The sequence below is a fragment of the Sphingobacterium sp. JUb20 genome (genome assembly GCF_004342035.1).
Taxonomy (GTDB): domain Bacteria; phylum Bacteroidota; class Bacteroidia; order Sphingobacteriales; family Sphingobacteriaceae; genus Sphingobacterium; species Sphingobacterium anhuiense.
On sequence record NZ_SLYV01000005.1, the window covers coordinates 217546 to 234056 of the forward strand.

At 40.2% G+C, this 16511-nt stretch carries 11 protein-coding genes; 8 read left to right on the forward strand and 3 right to left on the reverse strand.

Features of this window, described 5'->3' with window-relative positions:
* Positions 1–14: 14 nt before the first annotated feature.
* The gene (locus EDF66_RS10335; RefSeq protein WP_132842448.1) at positions 15–911 is read right to left on the reverse strand and encodes a helix-turn-helix domain-containing protein; all 897 of its coding nucleotides are present in this window, start codon (positions 909–911) and stop codon (positions 15–17) included.
* Between the two features lie 194 nt (positions 912–1105).
* Between EDF66_RS10335 and EDF66_RS10340 the strand changes: the two genes are divergently transcribed.
* Positions 1106–2086: an aldo/keto reductase gene (locus tag EDF66_RS10340; protein WP_132842450.1), complete on the forward strand. Its 981-nt coding sequence runs from the start codon at positions 1106–1108 to the stop codon at positions 2084–2086.
* Between the two features lie 211 nt (positions 2087–2297).
* Positions 2298–3437 carry an aldo/keto reductase gene (locus EDF66_RS10345; RefSeq protein WP_132842451.1) on the forward strand — a complete coding sequence of 380 codons (1140 nt, stop codon included), beginning with the start codon at positions 2298–2300 and terminating at the stop codon, positions 3435–3437.
* Positions 3438–3692: 255 nt separating this feature from the next.
* On the opposite strand, the gene EDF66_RS10350 is transcribed toward EDF66_RS10345, so the two are convergent.
* Together EDF66_RS10350 and EDF66_RS10355 are read right to left on the reverse strand one after the other, a co-directional pair.
* Positions 3693–6062, reverse strand: coding sequence for a glycoside hydrolase family 127 protein (locus EDF66_RS10350; protein ID WP_132842452.1), 2370 nt, complete (start codon positions 6060–6062; stop codon positions 3693–3695).
* Positions 6063–6167: 105 nt separating this feature from the next.
* Positions 6168–6872: an NUDIX hydrolase gene (locus EDF66_RS10355; RefSeq protein ID WP_132842453.1), complete on the reverse strand. Its 705-nt coding sequence runs from the start codon at positions 6870–6872 to the stop codon at positions 6168–6170.
* 309 nt (positions 6873–7181) lie between these two features.
* Between EDF66_RS10355 and EDF66_RS10360 the strand changes: the two genes are divergently transcribed.
* The 6 genes from EDF66_RS10360 to EDF66_RS10385 all read left to right on the forward strand — a co-directional run bounded on the left by EDF66_RS10360 (position 7182) and on the right by EDF66_RS10385 (position 16113).
* Positions 7182–8855 (forward strand): ribulokinase, encoded by a 1674-nt coding sequence (locus EDF66_RS10360; protein WP_132842455.1) that lies wholly within the window; start codon positions 7182–7184, stop codon positions 8853–8855.
* A gap of 72 nt (positions 8856–8927) precedes the next feature.
* Positions 8928–9626, forward strand: coding sequence for an L-ribulose-5-phosphate 4-epimerase (locus tag EDF66_RS10365; protein WP_132842456.1), 699 nt, complete (start codon positions 8928–8930; stop codon positions 9624–9626).
* A 76-nt stretch (positions 9627–9702) separates the two neighbouring features.
* Positions 9703–11205, forward strand: coding sequence for an L-arabinose isomerase (araA, locus tag EDF66_RS10370; RefSeq protein ID WP_132842457.1), 1503 nt, complete (start codon positions 9703–9705; stop codon positions 11203–11205).
* 59 nt (positions 11206–11264) lie between these two features.
* Positions 11265–12965 (forward strand): sodium:solute symporter family transporter, encoded by a 1701-nt coding sequence (locus EDF66_RS10375; RefSeq protein ID WP_132842459.1) that lies wholly within the window; start codon positions 11265–11267, stop codon positions 12963–12965.
* A gap of 37 nt (positions 12966–13002) precedes the next feature.
* The gene (locus EDF66_RS10380) at positions 13003–14145 is read left to right on the forward strand and encodes an aldose epimerase family protein (RefSeq protein WP_132842460.1); all 1143 of its coding nucleotides are present in this window, start codon (positions 13003–13005) and stop codon (positions 14143–14145) included.
* 6 nt (positions 14146–14151) lie between these two features.
* The gene (locus EDF66_RS10385) at positions 14152–16113 is read left to right on the forward strand and encodes an alpha-L-arabinofuranosidase C-terminal domain-containing protein (RefSeq protein ID WP_132842462.1); all 1962 of its coding nucleotides are present in this window, start codon (positions 14152–14154) and stop codon (positions 16111–16113) included.
* Positions 16114–16511 lie beyond the last annotated feature (398 nt).

Sequence of the window (16511 nt, forward strand, 5' to 3'; positions counted from 1 at the left end):
CGAAGTGCGTTTGATTAGTTTAATGATCGGTATTCGGAGGGAGACATGCCTACTTTTTGCTTGAAAAGACGAGTGAAATGCTGGGGATAATTGAAACCTAATTCATAGGCAATTTCACTGATTGATTTTTCGTGATCAAAAATTCTTTCTTTGGCGAAATCGATAACCTTAGTTTGGATATATTCCTGCGCAGTAATACCAGTTTCGCTCTTGATGATATCGCCGAAGTAATTTGGAGATAGGTTCAATTCTGAAGCACAGTAAGCTACCGTCGGTAGTCCGATCTTTTGAGATTTATCTTCGGTAAAATAAGCGTTTAATATATCTTCGAATTTTTCCAGTATACCCTTGTTGGAATGGTCCCTGGTTACAAACTGTCTGTCATAGAATCGGGTACAGTAGTTTAAAAATAATTCAATATTGGATGTAATCAATGTTCTGCTGTGCTTGTCAATGCTTTGTTCCATTTCATATTGGATTTTGGTAAAGCAATCTAAAACAATATGCCGCTCTTTTTCGGAAAGATGTAAAGCCTCGTTTACATCATATGAGAAGAAGTTATATTCATGGATTTTCTTTCCCAATGAAGTTCCTTTGATCAGGTCAGGATGAAATAAGAGTGCCCACCCTGAGGGTTGAAAGGTTGTGATATTAGGTTGTACGCCCAATACTTGTCCCGGAGCAATAAAAACCAATGTTCCTTCCTGAAAATCATAATTGTTGCGACCGTATTTCAATTCGCCACATTTTAATTCTTTCAGAAAGATGGCATAAAGACCAAAGTTAAAAGTCTGTGCAGGCATCGGTTTTGTTTTCGATAAGTCGATTACTGTAATTAAGGGATGCAAGGTTTCTATGCCACGCATTTTATTGTAGGCATCAATACTGTCTATTTTGATGATTTCTTCCATAACTCTTTTTTTATAATTCAATATTAAGCAATTACAGCATAGGTCGGGATAGGCTTAGGCTATTAACAGTAATAATGGTAAGCATTGCCGTAATCTGTATAAGCAAGAATCAACTGAACCTAGCGAATTTTGTCCTGTTATTTAACAAATGATGATTGGCTAATGAATTTAAACAAATTAAATGGGTAAAGAAAATGAAAAAGCGAGTTTTAGGAAATAGCGGAGTTGAAGTGTCAGCAATAGGGATGGGCTGTATGAATCTGAGTTTTGGTACTGGAAAGGCAGTTAGCATACGGGAAGGTGTTCGTGTGATACGTGGAGCTTTTGAGAAAGGAATCACATTTTTTGATACAGCGGAGGCTTACGGACCTTTTACAAATGAAGAATTGGTGGGTGAGGCGTTGATCCCTATTCGCAAGGAGGTCGTTATCGCAACCAAGTTTGGTATGATCTCGGAAGAAGGTGGCTTGAACAGTCGACCTGAACACATACGTAAAGTTGCAGAAGATTCGCTTAAGCGATTAAGGACAGATTATATTGATTTATTTTATCAACATCGGGTTGATCCGAATGTTCCGATTGAAGATGTCGCCGGTACGGTGGGAGATTTAATTGCGGAGGGGAAGGTAAAGCATTTTGGACTTTCTGAGGTGGGTGCATCTACTATCAGAAAGGCACACGCTATTCAACCGGTCACTGCTGTTCAAAACCAGTATTCGATCTGGACACGTGAGCCGGAACAATATGTGCTACCGCTTTGTGAGGAATTGGGAATTGGTTTTGTGCCGTGGGGCCCTTTGGGTACTGGTTTTTTGACCGGTACGATAACAGCAGAAACTACCTTTGATCCTGAAACTGATCTGCGCGCGAGCTTTCCCAGATTTACCAAAGTAGCGATGCAGGCGAATATGCCTTTAATCAAAATGTTAAATGCATTGGCACTAAAAAAAGGAATATCAACGGTGCAGCTCGCATTAGCTTGGTTGCTTAGTAAAAACCGTCTTATTGTTCCTATCCCGGGAATGGATAAGCTCGACTACATTGATGATAATATTCAGGCGCCCAACGTCATGATGACAGCCGAGGATCTGATCGAAATAGAGGTTGCCCTGACAAGGATCTCCATTCAAGGTGAGCGTCTATCTGCTGAATTGCTCGCGATCTCGGAAGAATAGGATGATGATTCATGTAATCTTAGAACATGTTGAGTGTCTGATGGGAGCCTTAAAGCATGTAATCTGTAATAATGGTAAGTTAAACAGTAATTTGTATCCTATAATGCTACATATTTGTGCCGATTTTTGAATAAGTACAAGAACGTGGATTCTTTAGAGCTTGAATCGACTTTTGGGATTTTTTAAATAGTAAAGAATAAACTTAAATGATATGGAACAGAATAATCGAAGAGACTTCTTAAAAAAGGGAGCGTTTATCGGAACGAGCTTATTGGCAACTTCTTCTTTAGGACTTGTAGGATGTAATCGTTCATCCGAAAAAGAAAACCATAGTGACAAAAGTAAAATGAATCTTTCATCAGAAAAAAGGACTTTGGGTAGAGGGAAGCAACGTCTTGAAGTATCGGCTTTGGGATTAGGCTGCATGGGTATGAGCTATCATCGGAGTTTTATTCCCGATCGAAAGGCAATGATTGACTTATTGAGACGCTCTCCAGAATTGGGATTGAATTTTTACGATACAGCAGAAGCGTATGGTCCTCTGTTCAATGAGGAACTGGTTGGGGAGGCATTGGCTCCGTTTCGTAAGGATATCATCATAGCTACTAAATTTGGTTTTAAAAATGGTAAACCGTCTGAAGGTCTCGATAGTCATCCAGATCGTATTAAAGCAGTTGTCGAACATTCATTGAAAAGCTTAAAAACAGATTACATCGATTTATTGTACCAACATCGTGTTGATCCTAATATCCCTATTGAAGAAGTCGCTGGTGCAGTGAAAGATCTCATAGCAACAGGCAAGGTGAGGCATTTTGGAATGAGTGAGGCGAATGTGGACAATATAAGAAAAGCCCATGCTGTGCAACCGCTAACAGCTTTGCAGAGTGAATATTCTTTATTTACACGTGAACCGGAAAAGGATGTGATTCCGCTATGTGAAGAATTGGGGATTGGTTTTGTCCCGTATAGTCCGCTAAGTCGTGGGATGATTACGGGATACTTAAATGAGCGTTCAATATATGATCCTAATAATGATAACAGGCCTTCATTGCCGCGGTATCAACCTGAAAATGTAATTGCGAATTGGAAATTGATTGACACTCTTAAAGAATTTGGAGATCTCCGTGGATTAACCGTTGCACAGGTGGCACTGTCATGGCTCTTAGCGCAGAAATCTTTTATCGTACCGATTCCAGGGACAACTAAATTAGCCCATTTGCAGGAGAATCTTTGGGCTGCAGTTTATGCATTTTCCGCTTCAGATTTGACTAGTTTGACGGCAAAGCTAAATGAGATTACAATTGTCGGCGACCGCTTAACAGGGTTATCTGCTGAGCAAGTAAAGAAGTAAGATGGTTATCATTATAATTGGTTGATTGGTAGGCTCCCAGAAGAAATTCTTGGAGCTTTTCTATTTTTAAAGGAGATATGGAATTTTAATCTAATTGCCATAGATTCCGTATTGAAATTGCTTACGGAAAAAATCATTGATTTGAAGGCAGATGAGGAGAAGTGAAAATATGAACCCTGAGACTGGTTATTGAGTCTCAGGATATCATCATGCAAGGTAAAGTATTGCCAGTTATAGACATAATTGTCTCAATTTTTATTGATTTTTGAGGATACGAATTTCAAGAATTTTGTGGCTTCTATTCTGGTCTGCTCCTTTGATTTTTATGTTTAATTGTTTTTCTGCTTCTAGACCCTGTGTCAATGTGAAACGTGCTGTTTTGATATCAGATGTTGCTGTTGCTGGCATTAATTTTCCAACGATAACATCGTTTACCATGATTTCTGTCGTTCTTGGACCTTCTTCCGTTAGATATTTGATATAGATGTCTGCATTTTTGCCATCTTGCTTTTTTAAGATATAACTGAACCAGCCGTCTGCTTCACGCCAACGGGTATCGTCAAATACACCTGCATGACTATTCAGCTGTTGAATAAAATGATCAGATTCCGGTTGTTGCTCCCCGCAGACAACTTTATCCATGGTTAGGGTGTTTAAACGGAGACTCTCTTGTTCATCGCGTTGCATTTTTTCCTGTGTACCAGCAAGCTCTTGTTCCGTCGCTTGCGGCCAATAGATGATATAGCGGCTATCGTGAATCTTGTAAAATGGTTCTAGCTCCATGGTTAGTTCTTCTTTTCCTAGTCGAAGTCCGGATAACGAAAAGTGTAAAGGTTTTGATGCGATGGGCTTCACTAAATTAGGGATGGTACTTGCTTCACTGCTCAGTATCGGTAAATCACGTAAAGGTATCTGCACCCCTTTTGCCACGTGCCCCATACGGCTGTCGTCGGCCAGTAAATCCGGTAATGGCTCAGTCGCAGTACGTGCCCCTAAGACAATGGGACCATAGAGTACGCTATAATAGTTACTGTGATCAGGCAATTGTTCTGTATGGATACCCATAGGGAGCTCAATTTCGACGCGATCAGCTTTTTTCCATGTCCGCTTGATGGTGATGAAGTCCGTTTCTCTAGGATTGGTCTTTTGTACTTTTCCATTGATCCTGACCACTGCTTCTTTCTTTAACCACGCTGGTTTGCGGATATGCAACGTAAAGTTCGCTGCGTGGTTTTTCGGATGAATACATAATGTGGTATTTGCTTGTTCAGGAAAATTATTTTCCTGAACAATTTCGACTCCTTGTTCTTGCCAGTTTAAACGAGAAGGAATAAAGAGGTTGACAAAAAGCTCAGCCTCCTTGTACGCGTAGATCATCTCTCCATATTTGGCATGATTTTCCATTCCCGATCCAACGCAGCACCACATGCTGGTATGGGGCTGTGAATAGACCCGGTAATGGCCAGGACGAATTTGTGTGAAATAGACAAAACCTCCATGTTCAGGATGTTGACTGGAAAGGATATGGTTATATAAACTTCTTTCGTAATAATCCAGATATCGACCTTGCGGATCGGTCTGATATAACATTTTTGTTAAACGGAGCATATTATAAGTATTACAGGTTTCAGGACCTTCAATACTGTGTACCATCTTCGAGAAATCATCTGTAGGATTAAAATGTTCACTAACACTATTACCACCAAAGGAGATAGAACGTTGCGTCACGACACTTTCCCAGAAATAGCGAACAGCATCTTCCCATGTTTCATCCTGCGCAAGATCAGCGATTCTTTTAAAACCTAGTACTTTTGGGATTTGCGTGTTGGCATGTTGACCGGTTAGTTTATCCTGGTGTTTGATCAATGGATCTAACACATCATGATGGCTAAACTGACGCGCAAGTGTTAGATAGGCAGGGTTTTGTGTGATGGCAGCAACATCTGCAAAGATTTCATTAAGACCCCCATGTTCACTGCGCAACACATCCTGAATCTCCTTCTCAGACAATTGTTGCACAAGGGCAATAGCCCAATCAGTCATTTTGATCAACATGTCCTTAGCTTCTGGAGTGCCTGTAAGGAGGTAGACATCTCGTAAACCGGCATAGGTTTTATGAATATTATATAAAGGTACCCATTTACCATTCAACGTGAATCCGTCGGCTTGGATATTCCCCTTTTTGATTTCCTCCCAGATGGTTTTTCCGCCGGGAACACCACCGATGTATCCATTACCATTAGCATCTTGGCAGTTTTTCAAATTGGACAGCATATAATCCAATCTTTTTTTGATTTGTATGTCATCTGTTGAAGCATACATATGTGCTAGAGCGGAAAGGTAATGACCACCTATATGACCATCTAATCCTGTGTTTTCCCAATTGGTATAAGATTCTTTTTTTTGTGGTAAACCTGCTTCGCGAAGAAAAGGAGCGAGTAAACGATCTGCATCAAGTGTTAATAAATATGTTAAATCTAGATCCTCAGCATGTTTGAATTCACCCGGAAGTAAACGGACATCTTTCAGTTCAAAATAGCTTATTTGAGGTTTCGTTTGAGCAGCTAGTGTGCTCGTAAAGATAACCGCGTAAGTAGCATAGGAAAGGATTAGTTTTAGCTTCATAAAAGTTCAGGTGGAGGTAATGATTTTGTAATAGAGTATTAAATGTTATTTATACATTTATTGAGCTAGGCAAAAAAAATGGCTCTTGTACGTGAGCGCATTTGACTAACCATTTAGGGACCAACTCGGTAAGTAGCTTAAAAATGACATGATCTTTTCTTTATAAATATCTTTGTTTAAACGGAAGTAGAAGGCTCCTTTTTTCGAATTTTCTTTGTCTTTTTCCTTAAGTTTAATGATCAGTTCTGAAGACAGGAGCTTACGACTAAAATTGCGGGTATCCAGTTCGGTATCATAGACACCTTCGTAAAGTGCAACAATTTGTGGAATGGTGAATTTTTCAGGCAAGAGCTCAAACAGAATGGGGTAGAGAGCAGCTTTCATGCGCAATTTTTGTTTTGCTTTCTCGATCATCTGAGGGTGGTCGAAAATCAATTCCGGTTGTTCTTTGAGCGGAAACCAGCGCGCTTCAAACTCCTCACTAATAATATGCTTATATTGGTGGGTATCAATCAATGCAAAATGTGCGATGCTGACAACTCGGCCATATTTTTCACGGTCAGGATCTCCAAAGATACCGCAGTCTTCCATATAGACATCTTCTAAACCTGTTAGTTTTTTTAAGATACGGGAAGCCGCCTGCTGTGGATTTTCATCAGGTTGAACAAATCCTCCCATTAAGCTCCATTTATTTCGTTCGGGCTCGAACCCACGTTTTATCAGCAAAATTTCTAGTGATTCGCCATTAAAGCCAAAAATAATACAGTCCACAGCTAATAATAAGCTTGGTTCGTTCTTGTAAAAATCCATAATTGATTAATCTCGTTTTATAATTAATTAAAGATACAAAATGTCTCGTATCTGTTATAATATCTAACATGTTTAAGAAAATAATATATTTTCTGTCTTTTTTATACGATTGCGTGATAAAAAAGGTCATATTTTATTTCTATCGCAATACAAATCAACGAAAAAAAAAATTAAAATTTCATTATTTAAAAAAATAAATGTTAATTTGACATTAATTACTAGAGACGCTGAATCGCATGATGGATTCGTGAACGTGTTTTAATATGTAATTCATTATAAATCAATATTATAAACCAAATCAATCAATAAATGAATAAAGCTTATGTGATCGGCTTAGATTACGGGAGTGATTCCGTTCGATCGGTTTTAGTAGATGCGGCAAATGGCGAAGAAGTTTCTAGCGCTGTATTCTATTACCCGAGATGGAGCAGCGGTAAATTTTGTGATCCGATGACGAATCAGTTTCGTCAGCATCCGTTAGACTATATAGAGGGACTGGAATCAACGATACGAGAATGCCTTCAAAAGGCCGATAATGATGAGATTGTCAAAGCGGTAAAAGCAATTTCTGTCGATACAACTGGCTCTACACCGATAGCTGTTGATAAACAGGGAATACCGCTCGCTTTGTCCGATCGTTTTGCAGACAATCCCAACGCGATGTTTGTGCTTTGGAAAGACCATACAGCAGTTCAAGAAGCGAAGGAAATTAATGCGCATGCACAAAAATACGATACGGATTACTTAAAATATGTTGGTGGAATATATTCGTCAGAATGGTTTTGGGCAAAATTGCTTCATATACTGCGTGATGATCAGGATGTTCGCAAGGCACTATATACCTGGGTGGAGCACTGTGACTACATCCCGTTCTTATTGACAGGAGGAAAAAGTGCTCAGGATATCAAACGTAGTGTTTGTGCGGCAGGGCATAAATCTTTATGGGCTGTTGATTTTGGTGGTCTTCCACCGAATCATTTTTTTGCAGAACTGGATCCGTATTTAGATGGTATGGTTGATCGTTTATTTACCGAAACGTATACTGCTGCCGAATCTGCTGGAACGCTCTCGGAAGAATGGGCAGACCGACTGGGCCTTTCCACTGATGTAGTTGTTGGTGTTGGTGCTTTTGATTGCCATATGGGTGCTGTAGGTGGACAGATCGAACCGTATTATTTAAGTAAAGTGATGGGAACTTCTACCTGTGATATGTTGGTAGCTCCGCAAGATGAGGTGGGCAACACATTGGTAAAGGGTATCTGTGGTCAGGTCAATGGTTCGATTATCCCGGGTATGATGGGTATGGAAGCTGGCCAGTCGGCTTTTGGTGATGCTTATGCTTGGTTTAGACAAGTGTTATCATGGCCAGTTACTAATTTAATTGCGCAATCAAACGATTTTTCGGCCGCAGATAAAACAAAAATCGCGAACCTTATTGATACACAATTAATCCCTGAATTAAGTCGAAAGGCTGAAGCATTACCGGTCACAGCATCTTCTGAATTGGCAATAGATTGGTTTAATGGCCGTCGTACACCTGATGCTGATCAAACTTTAAAAGGCGCTTTAATGGGGCTTCATCTTGGTACAGATGCGGTACGTATCTTTCGATCAATTGTCGAAGCTACTTGTTTCGGAGCAAAAAGTATAGCAGATCGTTTTGTAGAACAAGGGATTCCAGTCAAGGGATTAATTGGTATGGGTGGAGTAGCAAAAAAATCTCCATATATCATGCAGACCATGGCTGATGTGATGAATATGCCTATCCGTATTCATAAATCTGAACAGACTTGCGCTATAGGGGCGGCTATGTTTGCGGCTACTGCGGCTGGTATTTATGCTAAGGTTGAAGATGCTATGGAAGCGATGGGGCAGGGTTTCGAAAAAACTTACGAACCTCGTGCTGAGATGGTCGCCATCTATGCCAAACGATACCAGCACTACCTTAAGCTCGGTACATTTATCGAAGAAACTAAACACTAAGCGAAAAGTGTCGTAACGCCTTACTAATTGTTACCGCTCTTCATGATTTTTTAATTTTTTGAATTTAAAATAATGATATATACATCTATAAAAGAAGAAGCTTATCAATGTAATATGCAGTTGCCTCAATTGGGACTGGTACTTTTTACTTTTGGTAATGTAAGTGTTGCGGATCGTGACAAGGCTGTATTTGCCATTAAACCCAGTGGAGTGCCTTATGATCAATTAACACCGGATCATATGGTTGTTGTTGATTTTGAGGGTCGTGTGGTTGAAGGTAAGCTGAGGCCATCATCAGATACGAAAACACATGCTGTACTTTATAAGCATTGGGAAGGTGTGGGTGGTATTACACATACGCATTCAACTTATGCCACTGCTTGGGCACAGAGCCAGCGTGATATTCCCATTTTTGGAACGACTCACGCCGATCACTTAACTTCCGATATTCCTTGTGCGGCACCTATGGAAGATGATATGATAGCTGGTAATTATGAATACGAAACAGGATTTCAGATAATCAATCATTTTAATGAACATAAGCTCGATTACAAGGAAGTGGAGATGATTTTAGTTGGTAACCATGCACCTTTTACATGGGGGAAAACGGGAGATAAATCGGTATACAACAGCGCTGTTTTGGAAACAGTAGCAAAAATGGCTTTGCTTACGGAGCAGATCAATCCGAAGGCTCCACGTCTAAAGGATGCATTGATCAAAAAACATTATGAACGTAAGCATGGTGGTGCTGCGTATTATGGTCAAGAATAAAAATACCTAATAATCAAAAATAAACGAATAAAATTGAAAGGAGATTGGATCTAAAGCCAATCAAAAATTATTAACTATGAATATCGATTTAAATAAATTGGAAGTTTGGTTCGTTACTGGGAGCCAGGATTTATATGGTGAAGAGACCCTAAAACAAGTGGCGGTACATGCTGAAGAAGTGGCACAATACTTTTCGGCACATAGAGAGATCCCTGTACAGGTAGTATACAAACCCATTGTCAAAAATAGTGAAGAAATATACAGTACTTTAACTGCTGCTAATGCTGCTGCAAACTGTATCGGTGTGATTACATGGATGCATACATTCTCACCCGCCAAAATGTGGATTAGAGGATTGCAGGCTTTACAGAAACCTTTACTTCATTTGCATACTCAGTATAACCGTGATATCCCTTGGAGTACGATGGACATGGATTTTATGAATCTAAACCAAAGTGCACATGGTGATCGTGAATTTGGTCATATTGTGACTCGTTTGAATATTGGTAGAAAAGTAGTAACTGGTCACTGGCAGGATGAAGAGGTCATTGGACTCATAAATGTGTGGGTACGTGCAGCAGCTGCTTGGCATGACTGGCAAGGAGCAAAATTTGTTCGTTTTGGTGACAATATGCGTTACGTGGCGGTTACTGATGGTGATAAAGTGTCTGCAGAGGTAGAATTTGGATTTTCAGTGAATACTTATGCCGTTGGCGATCTTGTTGCTGTGGTCGATGCGGTAACGGAATCTGAAATCAATATGCTATTAGCGGATTACGAGGCGACTTACGATTTAGCGCCAAATGTAGTGGAAGGTGGGGAGCAGCGTCAAAGTTTAGTTGAAGCTGCCCGTATTGAACTTGGGTTAAGGAAGTTTTTAGTATCGGGAAACTACAAAGGTTTTACTGATACTTTTGAAGATTTGCATGGACTTGTACAGCTACCGGGATTAGCCGTGCAGCGATTGATGGCAGAAGGATATGGATTTGCTGGTGAAGGTGATTGGAAAACACCAGCTTTAGTGCGTGCATGTAAAGTAATGGGTGCTGGTTTGCCGGGTACTACAGCATTTATGGAAGACTACACATATCATTTTGATCCTGCGAATGAAATGGTACTAGGTTCGCATATGCTTGAAGTTGATCCTGCTTTAGCAGCTGATAAGCCTCGAATAGAAGTACATCCGTTGGGAATTGGCGGTAAGGCCGATCCTGCGCGTTTGGTGTTTGATGGCTTAAGTGGTCCTGCTTTGAATGCTTCACTGATTGATTTAGGAACTCGTTTTCGCTTGATCGTCAATAAAGTGGTGGGTGTTGATGTGAAAGAGGAGTTGCCTAAATTGCCGGTGGCACGGGTTCTATGGAAACCCCTTCCGGATATGAAAACTGCTTGTAGTGCATGGATCTATGCTGGTGGTGCTCATCATACTGCTTACAGTTTAAGTTTAACACCTGAATATCTGGAAGATTTTGCCCGTATTGCTGGACTGGAGTATGTCGCTATTGATGAAAATACGACGTTGACGCATCTGGAAAACCAATTGAAGTGGAATGAACTCTATTTTTTAATGAAGAAATAAACGAAATTGTCCTTCTGTTTTTTTGCAGAGGGACTTCATCATAAGCAAGTCGCAACACTATGGATAAATTTGCAACGGTAGATTACATCATCTTTGTCGTCTACTTTATTATTGTAGCCGGATATGGCTTCTGGATTTACAGCAGAAAAACAGCAGCCAATAATAGCAGTAAAGACTATTTCTTGGCAGAGGGTTCATTGACCTGGTGGGCTATTGGGGCATCATTAATTGCATCCAATATATCTGCCGAACAATTTATTGGCATGAGTGGTAACGGATTTGAGGTCGGTATTGCCGTTGCGGCTTACGAACTCATTGCTGCTGTAGCATTAATTATTGTGGCCGTGTGGTTTATACCTGTTTATCTGAAGAATAAAATCTTTACGATGCCACAGTTTTTAAACAATCGATACAATGAAACGACCAGTCTGATTATGGCTGTTTTCTGGCTTTTCTTATATGTGTTTGTCAACTTAACGTCGATCTTATACCTCGGCGCAATCGCTATATCGAGTATGGCCGGTGGGGGTGATAGTTTTCACTTGATCATGGTGGCACTGGCTGTATTTGCTGTGATTATTACACTAGGTGGTATGCGTGTCATCGGTTTTACCGATGTCATCCAAGTGGTAGTCTTGATTATCGGCGGTATCGCTACTACTTATGTTGCATTAACATTGGTGAGTGAACACTTTGGTCTAGGCAAGGACGTATTGGCTGGTTTCAACAAGCTAATGGAAGATTCGCCTAAGCACTTTGAAATGATCGTGGATAAACCTGGAGTCGGCGCGACACAAGAGGAGATCAATAAATATTTGATGTTGCCCGGAATAGGCATGTACCTGGCAGGTATCTGGATTGTGAATTTGAATTACTGGGGCTGTAATCAATACATCACCCAACGTGCATTGGGAGCGGATCTAAAAACTGCGCGTATGGGTATTTTATTTGCAGGCTTATTAAAACTGTTAATGCCGCTAATCGTGATGTTGCCTGGTATAGCAGCTTATGTACTTTATAAAAATGGAGCATTGCAAGAAGAGATGGCTCCAGGAGGGGTATTTCATGCTGATAATGCTTATTCTGCCATTCTCGGACATCTGCCAAATGGCATGAAGGGTTTAGCACTTGCGGCACTAACGGCTGCTATCGTTGCCGGTTTAGCAGGTAAAGCAAATAGTATTGCGACTATTTATACGTTGGATATCTACAAAAAATACATCAATGCAGGTGCTTCGGAATCGAAAATGGTATGGGTAGGTAAAATCACGATCGTCATTTCTATCCTTGTGGCTGTCCTATTTACCTGGAATGATACATTAGGAATTGGTGGTGCTGGAGGATTCACTTTCATCCAAAAATACACGGGCTTTATTAGTCCTGGTGTATTTGCAATGTTCTTATTGGGAATGTTCTGGAAACGTACCACAGGTCCTGGTGCAATCACGGGATTGATTTCGGGATTTGGTTTATCGATATTTTTCAATGAGTTTGCAACAAAGGTATTTGGTCCTGAAACTTGGCTGTACACAGCCTACATCAATAAAAGCGGCAACTACGAAATTCCATTTCAGATCTGTATGGGACTAGCTTTTGCTTTTACCTTGGCCATGATGATCGGTGTTAGTTTATTGGGTCCAAAAGAGAATCCAAAAGCATTTGTTCTGGACAAAAAGATGTTCAAAGTAGAGCCCTCGATTTTGGTATTGATCGTGGTAACACTCTTATTAGTAACAGCTATATATGTGCGTTTTTGGTAGATGTAATAATGATTAATCAATTGTAAATTATAACAATATGAATAGTAAAATTATAAATGGTATTTTATTGACCTCCGTATTGGCTTGTGGTTGCCAACAGAGCTCGAATAAACAGCATACGAATGAAACGACAGATTCTGTGGATAAGTCTTTTGATACGGTTATCGATAGTAAAGATGTCAAATTGTATACATTAACGAATGGCAAGCTTAAAGCTGCGCTGACAAATTATGGTGCAAGGTTAGTGAATTTACAGGTTCCTGATAAAGCCGGCAACTTGACAGATGTGATCCTTGGTTATGACAGTGTTGCAGCGTATAAAGCTAATGCAAGTAATTTTTATGGGGCTATCGTAGGTCGTTATGGAAATAGAATCGGGGATGCAACTTTCACTTTGCAGGGAGTTAAATACGAACTGGAGAAGAATGATGGAAAAAACTCCCTGCATGGGGGCACTCATGGTGTTTACAATCAAGTATGGGATGTCGCGAACAGTTCAGATTCTTCCATTACCTTCACGTATCTTTCTCCTGATGGAGAGGCGGGTTATCCTGGTGAATTGAAAATGCAAGTAACTTATACATTAAGTCATGCCGGCGGACTGGTAATGGATTACCAAGCGACTACGGATAAAGAAACGGTATTAAACCTCACAAACCACGCTTATTTTAATTTAAGTGGTGCAGGATCTGCAACAATATTGGACCATGAATTGCAAATCGATGCGGAAGCAATTACGGAAGTTGATGATACTTTGATACCAACAGGAAAAAGTATTCAAGTGGAGGGAACACCATTTGATTTTCGTAAAGCATTTGTCGTCGGTGAGCGCATTGAAACAGAAGATGCACAGCTGAAGATCGGAAAAGGCTATGACCATAACTTTGAATTGCGTAAAGCGTCTGGTTTTAGAAAGGTTGCTTCTGTGTATGCTCCGAAAACGGGAATAGAAATGCAAGTATTAACGACAGAACCGGGTTTACAGTTTTATAGTGGCAATTTCATGAAGGACACTGATCCTAAAGGGAAAGGTGGTTTGGTATATCCGTTCCGTTCTGCATTTTGTTTAGAAACACAGCATTATCCGGATGCACCTAACCATCCAGCATTTGCTTCTACGGTGTTGAAACCAGAACAAACTTATAGCACGAAATCGGAATATAGATTTACCATAAGATAATATAGGATGAAAAAAATTGAGCTATTACTAGCAGCTATGATGGCTGGATCTACGGCATTATTTGCACAAACCCCTATAAGTTTTAAAGTGGACCTTGACCAATCTGCTGGAAAGATGTCACGAGACATGTGGGGAGTGTTTTTTGAAGATATTAACATGGGTGCCGATGGTGGAATATATGCTGAATTAGTTAAAAACCGATCTTTCGAGTTTAACGAACCTTGGATGGGATGGAAAAAACTGACTAAAGAACCAGAAGGCACTTTTCTAATTACAAACAACAGTAAACGAAAAGGAAATCCGCGCTCATTGAAGATTCATAATCCAAAGGGTGTCCAGCTTGGGGTGCAAAATGAAGGTTTCCGAGGTATGGGAATTAAGAAAGGGGAGCAGTATGAATTTTCACTTCTTTTTAAAGAAGCTTCTAGCGGAATGCGTATTCGTGTCGAATTGTTAAATGAAGAGGATAAAGTGATTGGATCAAGTGAGTTAACATTGGCTAGTGGAAGTGATTGGCAAAGTGGGGCATCAAAATTTACGGCTTTAGAGACTGTTGCTAAAGGTAAGTTGAATGTCTGGATCGAAGGAGCGGGCGATGTGGAAGTGGATATGATTTCTCTTTTCCCAATGGATACCTGGAAAAATAGATCTAAAGGCTTACGTAAGGATATGGTGCAGCTATTGGCAGATATGAAACCTGGATTTATCCGTTTTCCTGGAGGTTGTATAGTGGAAGGTAGGGATCTAGCGAGTCGGTTCCAATGGAAAAAAACAGTAGGTCCGATCGAGGAACGTGAATTGATCATTAACCGTTGGAATACTGAATTTAAGCACAGACCGGCTCCGGATTATTTTCAAACTTTTGGATTGGGATTTTATGAATATTTCTTAATGGCTGAAGATATTGGCGCTAAAGCAGTTCCCATCTTAAACTGTGGGATGGCATGTCAGTTTAATACGGCAGAGCTTGTTCCAATGGATGAGTTGGACACATATGTTCAGGATGCTTTGGATCTGATTGAATTTGCCAATGGGGCTGTGACGACTACTTGGGGTAAACTTCGTTCAGACATGGGGCATCCGGCTCCTTTCCATCTGGAAATGTTAGGTGTAGGGAATGAAAATTGGGGATCTCAGTATGTAGAGCGTTTAGCTGCATTTAAAAAGGTTTTAAATGAGAAGCATCCTGAAATCGCCATTATAGCAAGCTCAGGAACAGATCCCGATGGCGAGCGTTTTGCTTATCTGGATGAACAATTACGGGAGATGAAGATTGATATTATTGATGAACATTATTATAGACCGCCATCATGGTTTTTGTCAAGTGTATCTCGTTATGATGATTATGACCGTAACGGTCCTAAAGTGTTTGCCGGTGAATATGCTTCACACACTACGCGACCAAACGGTCCTGGTCGGAGTACTTGGGAAGCAGCTCTATCAGAAGCAGCATTCTTAACTGGACTCGAGCGAAATGCTGATGTTGTGCAAATGGCATCGTATGCACCATTATTTGGCCATGTGGATGGCTGGCAATGGACTCCAGATTTGATTTGGGTGGATAATTTAAATGCATATGGAACACCAAGTTATCAGGTGCAGAAATTGTATTCCACCAATACTGGTACGGATATCGTACCCGTTAAATGGAATGGAGCTGCTGTCGCAGGTAAAGATAGTTTATTCGCATCGTCTGTTTACGACAGTATCACGAAGGAATTGATTATCAAATTTGTGAATTATAATAGTAAACCGGTACAGGTTAACTTTGATATCAACTCGAAGAAAAAACTTAAACAAAATGCTATGAAAACGACATTGGCAAATGGGGACTTGAGTATATCAACAAGTTTTGAAGAACCATTGAAAATACAGCCTAAAGTGGAACAAGTTAATTATAAAGGGAAAAAGATAGCAGATACGTTTGCACCATACTCTTTGACAGTCATTAAGCTGGCTGTTCAATAAAATAAGTTTTTTACAATGATACGGTCATGGGTCGCAATGCAGTGCAAAATCACCATGAACTAAACGAAGCTTTGTCTTAGACAAAGCAGTTATATGATTAAGCCTGAAGCCTTCACCTAGGCGTCAGGTTATAAATATACTCGTGATCGTATCATTTTGTTGACTCCATTATTATTTGTCTGCGGAGATGTGATGAGCATGATGCAGCCGGTGAGGGAAGATATGATCTGAAGTTCTACTTGGTGCCATTTGGAAAAGTGATTACAATTACTATGGTCTTTAAAGCCGTTCGAAACAGTACATCTTGGTTTTGTTGGTACTGTAGGCGGACATCATTTGAAATCGATGCGATCTAGAAAAAGGCATTACATCAAAATAACCTTTAAACCGAAAGGTGA